This is a genomic window from Streptomyces sp. L500 (genome assembly GCF_054551825.1).
Genome location: NZ_JBTOLC010000088.1, coordinates 1 through 6,414, shown reverse-complemented (window position 1 = coordinate 6,414; position 6,414 = coordinate 1). Strand labels below are relative to the sequence as shown.

The 6,414-nt window shown below is 72.7% G+C and carries 2 protein-coding genes; both read left to right on the top strand.

Translation table 11 applies throughout. The annotated features are described in order from the left end of the window. On the top strand, positions 1–4,578 hold a 4,578-nt coding region (locus tag ACX9I7_RS32175; RefSeq protein ID WP_459389340.1), incomplete at its 5' end, for an SDR family NAD(P)-dependent oxidoreductase. Further along, positions 4,578–6,414, top strand: a 1,837-nt coding sequence (locus ACX9I7_RS32170) for a type I polyketide synthase (protein WP_459389339.1), incomplete at its 3' end; no start/stop codon positions are given. The genes ACX9I7_RS32175 and ACX9I7_RS32170, both read left to right, overlap by 1 nt.

Sequence of the window (6,414 nt, the reverse complement as noted above, 5' to 3'; positions counted from 1 at the left end):
ACGGCGCTGGCCCGCGTCGATGTGGTGCAGCCGGCGCTGTGGGCCGTGATGGTGTCCTTGGCCGAGCTGTGGCGGTCGTGGGGTGTGCCGGTGTCGGCGGTGATCGGGCATTCGCAGGGTGAGATCGCCGCCGCGGCGGTCGCGGGCGCGTTGTCGCTTGAGGACGCCGCCCGGGTCGCGGCGCTGCGGAGCCGGCTGATCGGCGAGAAGCTGTCCGGCCTGGGCGGGATGGTCTCGATCGCCCTGCCCCGAGAGCAGGTGGCCCCCCTCTTGGCCGACTATCCCGGCGTTTCCGTCGCGGCTGTCAACGGATCGTCCTCCACGGTCGTTTCCGGCGACGTCGAAGGGCTCGAAGGACTGCTCGCCTCCTGCGAGGCGGCGGAGATCCGGGCCCGCCGGATCGACGTCGACTACGCCTCGCACTCCGCTCACGTCGAGCTGATCCACGACGAGCTGCTGGAGGTGCTCGCCGGGATCTCTCCCCGCACCTCGGACATCCCGTTCGTTTCGACGGTCACCGGTGAGCGGATCGACACCGCCGAGATGGGCCCGGAGTACTGGTACCGGAACCTGCGCCGGACCGTCGAGTTCCAGGCCGGTGTCCAGCGCCTCCTGGACCAGGGGCACACCGTCTTCCTGGAGGCCAGCCCCCACCCCGTCCTCACCGTCGGCATCGAGGAGACCGTCCACGAGGCCGGCGCCCGGGCCGCCGTGCTCGGCACGCTGCGCCGCGACGAGGGCGACCTGGCCCGTATGGTCGCCTCCGCCGGTGAGGCGTGGGCCCGGGGCCTGCCCGTCGACTGGACGTCCATGCTGACCGGCGGCCGGCGAGTGGAGCTGCCCACCTACGCGTTCCAGCGGGAGCGGCTGTGGCTGGAGCCGCCCCGCGCCCAGGCGGGCGACGTGGGCGCGGTCGGGCTGGTCGAAGCGGGGCACGAGCTGCTGCCCGCGGCGGTGGAACTGCCGGGCGGGCAGTGGGTGTGGACCGGCAGGCTGTCGCTGTCGGCGTACCCGTGGCTGGCCGATCACCAGGTCTTGGGATCGGTGCTGGTCCCGGGTGTGGTGTGGGTCGAGCAGGCCCTGCACGCGGGCCATCAGGTCGGCTTCGGTTGCGTCGAGGAACTGACGCTGCAGACGCCGCTGGTGCTCGACGCGGCGGAACCGGTGCAGATCAGGGTGGTCGTCGCCGACACCGGCGAGACCGGCCGGCGGTCGGTGTCCGTGCACTCGCGTGGTGCCGATCAGACGTGGGTCACGCACGCGGAGGGGTTCCTCGCCGCCGAGGGACCGCAGCCGCCGAGCGTGGCGGTGTGGCCGCCCGCCGGAGCGGACCGCGTGGACGCCGACGGGTTCTACGAGCGGCTCGCCGACGCCGGATACCACTACGGGCCGGCGTTCCAGGGCGTCCGCAAGGTCTGGCGGGCGGGTGACGAGCTGTTCGCCGAGATCGAGCTGCCCGAGGACGTGGCCGTGGACGGCTTCGGTATCCACCCCGGCCTGTTCGACGCCGCGCTGCACACGGCGGCCGCCGCCGGGCTCGGCCCCGGCGAGACCCGGCTGCCCTTCTCCTTCTCGGACGTGCGGCTGTTCGCCACCGGGGCCAAGGCCCTGCGGGTGCGGGTCGGCCAGGGCGACGGCCAGGGGATGTCCTGGCAGGCGTGGGACTCGACCGGGCTGCCGGTGTTCACGCTCGGCCGCCTCGCCACCCGCCCCGTCGACGCGGGCCAGCTGGCCGCGAAGCGACCGGAATCGCTGTTCAAGGTGGCCTGGGACGAAGCCGTCCCCGTCCTCGCAGACGCGGCCCCCGCCCACGGCGTGGTCCTGGGCGACGACCCGTTCGGCCTCGCCGAGGCCCTGCGGACCGCCGGCTGGCGGGTGGACACCGCCGAGACCCCGGAATCCGTCGAGGGAACGCCCGACGTGCTGGTGCTGCCGTGCGCCTACCGGGCCGAGGCCGACGAGGACCTGCCCTCGGCGGTCCGCGCGGCCAGCGGGCATGTCCTGGGAGTGATCCAGGACTGGCTCGCCGACGAACGGTTCGGCGACTCCCGCCTGGTCGTCGCCACCCGTGACGCCCTGCCGGGGGACCTGATCCACAGCCCCGTCTGGGGCCTCGTCCGCTCCGCGCAGACCGAGAACCCCGGGCGCATCACCCTCGTCGACATCGACGGCCACCCCGATTCCTCGGCCGCCCTGGCCGCAGCGGTCTCCTCCGACGAGCCCCGGATCATGCTCCGGGCGGGCAAGGGAACGGCACCCCGGCTGGTCCGGGCCACGCGCCCCGAACTCGTCCCGCCCGCCGGCGCGGAGGCCTGGCGCCTGGAGATCACCGAACCGGGCACCTTCGACAACCTCACCCTCGGCGTCTACCCGCATGCCGAGAAGCCCCTGGCGGACACCGAGGTACGCGTCGCGGTGCACGCGGGAGGCCTGAACTTCCACGACGTGGTGGCCGCCCTGGGCATGGTCGACGACGACCTGACGCTCGGCCGCGAAGCCGCCGGCATGGTGGTCGAGGTCGGCTCCGCCGTCACGGACCTGGCGCCCGGCGACCGCGTGACGGGCATCCTGTCCGCGGGCTTCGCCCCCCTCGCGGTGACCGACCACCGCTACCTGGCCCGGATCCCGGACCACTGGACCTTCGCCCAGGCCGCGTCGGTGCCCGCGGCGTTCCTCACCGCCTACTACGGCCTGTGCGACCTCGGCGGCATCGGCGAGGGCGACCGTGTATTGATCCACGCCGCGGCGGGCGGCGTCGGCATGGCCGCCGTACAGATCGCCCGCCACCTGGGCGCCGAGGTCTTCGGCACCGCGAGCCCGCGCAAGTGGGGAGCGCTGCGCGAACTCGGCCTCGACGACGCGCACATCTCCTCCTCCCGCACCCTCGACTTCGAGGGGAAGTTCCTCGACACCTCGGGCGGACGCGGCGTCGACGTCGTCCTCAACTCGCTGGCCCGGGAGTTCGTCGACGCCTCCCTGCGGCTGATGCCCGGCGGCGGCCGGTTCGTGGACATGGGCAAGACCGACATCCGCCGCCCCGAGGACGTCGCCGAGGCACACCCCGGCGTCGCCTACCGGGCCTTCGACCTCGTCGAGGCCGGCCCCCAGCGGACCGGCGAGATGCTCGCCGAGATCATCCGGCTGTTCGAGGCCGGGAGCTTCCGGCTGCTGCCGATCACCCAGTGGGACGTACGCCGCGCGCCCGAGGCCTTCCGGCACATCAGCCAGGCCAAGCACGTCGGCAAGATCGTCCTCACCGTCCCCCGCCCCCTCAGGACGGACGGCACGGTGATGGTGACGGGCGCCTCCGGCACCCTCGGCGGCTTCGTCGCCCGGCACCTGGTCACCGAACACGGCGCGACCCGTCTGCTCCTCCTCAGCCGCAGCGCCGAACGGGCCGACCTGACGCGCGAGCTCACCGAGCTCGGCGCCACCGTCACCTGGGCCTCCTGCGACGTCGCCGACGCCGCCGCCCTGGAGCGGGTGGTGCGCTCGGTCGACGAACGACACCCGATCGTCGCGGTCGTCCACTCGGCGGGCGTCCTGGACGACGGAGTGATCGACAAGCAGAGCCCCGAGCGCCTCGACACCGTGATGCGCCCCAAGGTCGACGCGGCGTGGAACCTCCACCGCCTGGTCGCCGACGCCCCGCTGACCGACTTCGTGCTCTTCTCCTCCGCCAGCGGCGTGCTCGGCGGCGCCGGCCAGTCCAACTACGCCGCGGCCAACGCCTTCCTCGACGCCCTCGTCGAACACCGCCGCGCGGCCGGACTCGCCGGACAGTCCCTCGCCTGGGGCCTGTGGACCGACCGCAGCACGATGACCGGCCAGCTGGGCACCACCGAGCTGGCCCGCATCGCCCGCAACGGCGTCGCCGAGATGTCCGAGGAGGACGGCCTGGCGCTGTTCGACGCCGCCCGCGACGCGGGTGAGGCCCTGCTGCTGCCCATGCACCTGGACGTCGCCAGGCTCCGGGGCCGGGGCGGCGAAGTGCCGGCGATGTTCCGCAGGCTCGTCCACTCCACGGCCCGCCGTACGGTCACCGCCGCCGTGCACGACTCCGGCCTGCGACAGCAGATCGCCTCGCTGTCCCCGGCCGAACGCGGCGAGTTCCTCGCCGGCCTGGTGCGCGACCACGCGGCGGCCGTCCTCGGCCACGCCGGCGCGGACGCCATCGCCCTCGACCGGCCGTTCCGCGACCTCGGCTTCGACTCCCTGACCGCTGTCGAACTACGCAACAGGTTCACCGCGATCACCGGACTGCGGCTGCCCGCGACCCTGGTGTTCGACCACCCGACGCCACAGGCACTGGCCACCTACCTCGGCGGCCTGCTCGCCACCGACACGGCGTCCCCGACCGAACCGGTCCTGGCCGCGGTCGGCCGGCTCCGCGGCGACCTGCGCAAGCTCGCCCCGGACGCCGAAGGCGTCGACGACGTGACCATCCAGCTGGAGGCCCTGCTCGCCGAATGGCGGGAGGCGACGGCGGCACGGGAGAAGGAAACGGGCGAAGACCTGTCGACCGCCACCGACGAGGAGATCTTCGCCCTCGTCGACAGCGAACTGGGGGAGTCCTGATGACAGCCGCATCGAGCGGGACCACCACGGCCGGATCGAGCGGGGCCACCGAGGACAAACTTCGTGAGTACCTGAAGAAGACCCTCACGGACCTGCGCACAACAAAGCAGCGGCTGCGCGACGCCGAGCGCAAGGACGCCGAACCGATCGCCATCATCGGCATGAGCTGCCGGTTCCCCGGCGGGGCCGGCACCCCCGAAGAGTTCTGGGAACTCATCGACAACGGCGTGGACGCGCTGGCCCCCCTGCCCACCGACCGCGGCTGGCAGGCGGACACCGCCTTCGACGACAACGAGGCATACGTCCGAGAGGGCGGGTTCCTCTACGACGCGGGGGAGTTCGATGCCGAGTTCTTCGGTATTTCGCCGCGTGAGGCGTTGGCGATGGATCCGCAGCAGCGGTTGTTGCTGGAGTGTTCGTGGGAGGCGATCGAGCGGGCGCGGCTGGACCCCCGGTCCCTGCGCGGCACCCGCACCGGCGTCTACTTCGGCACCATCGGCCAGGACTACTTCTCGCTGTTCGCCGGATCGGGCGGCGAGCACGCCAACTACCTGGCCACCGCCTGTCAGGCCAGCGTGATGTCCGGCCGGGTGTCCTACGCACTGGGCCTGGAGGGCCCGGCGGTCACGGTCGACACCGCCTGCTCCTCCTCACTCGTGGGCATGCACACCGCCGCGCAGGCCCTGCGCGCTGGCGAATGCGATCTGGCACTGACCGGCGGAGCCACCGTCATGGCCACCCCCACCGTCTTCACCGCGTTCTCCCACCAGCGCGGCCTGGCCACCGACGGCCGGGCGAAGGCCTTCTCGTCCACGGCGGACGGAGCGGGCTTCGCGGAAGGCGTCGGCGTGCTGGTGCTCGAACGGTTGTCGGACGCTCGGCGACTGGGTCATCGGGTGCTGGCGGTGGTGCGGGGTTCGGCGGTGAACCAGGACGGTGCGTCGAACGGCCTGACGGCGCCGAACGGCCCCTCGCAGGGCCGGGTGATCCGTGCGGCGTTGGCGAACGCGCGGTTGGCGCCCTCGGACGTGGACGTGGTGGAGGCGCACGGTACGGGTACGGCACTGGGCGACCCGATCGAGGCGCAGGCGTTGCTGGGTGTGTACGGCCAGGACCGGCCCGCCGACCAGCCGTTGTGGCTCGGGTCGGTGAAGTCCAACATCGGGCACACCCAGGCCGCCGCAGGTGTCGCGGGCGTGATCAAGATGGTCATGGCGATGCGGGCAGGGGTGCTGCCGAAGACGCTCCACGTCGAGGAACCGACACCGCAGGTCGACTGGTCCTTGGGTGCGGTCGAGCTGCTGACGGAATCCCGGTCGTGGGAGTCGGTGGAGGGGCGACCGCGTCGGGCGGGGGTGTCGTCATTCGGTATATCCGGGACGAACGCCCACGTCATCGTCGAGGAGGCTCCGGCGGCCGAGGCGGTCGAAGACACTCCCGTCTCCGGTGGGGTGATGGTGCCGTGGGTGCTGTCGGGCCGGAGCGCGGAGGCCCTGCGAGCGCAGGCGGCCCGGCTGGCCGGGTTCGTATCGGCACAGCCGGAGCTGCGACCGGCTGACGTCGGCTGGTCACTGGTGTCGACGCGCAGCGCCTTCGACCACCGCGCGGTGGTCCTCGGCTCCGACCGGGACGAGCTCCTCGCCGGCCTCACCGTCATGGCCGAGGGCCGAGCGACCACGCACGCGGTAGCGGGCACGAAGACTGCCGGTGGCCTTGCGTTTGTGTTCAGCGGGCAAGGGAGTCAGCGGCTGGGGATGGGGCGGGGGTTGTATGAGCGGTTCCCGGTGTTCGCGGGGTCGTTCGATGAGGTCTGTGGGTTGTTGGATCCGTCGTTGG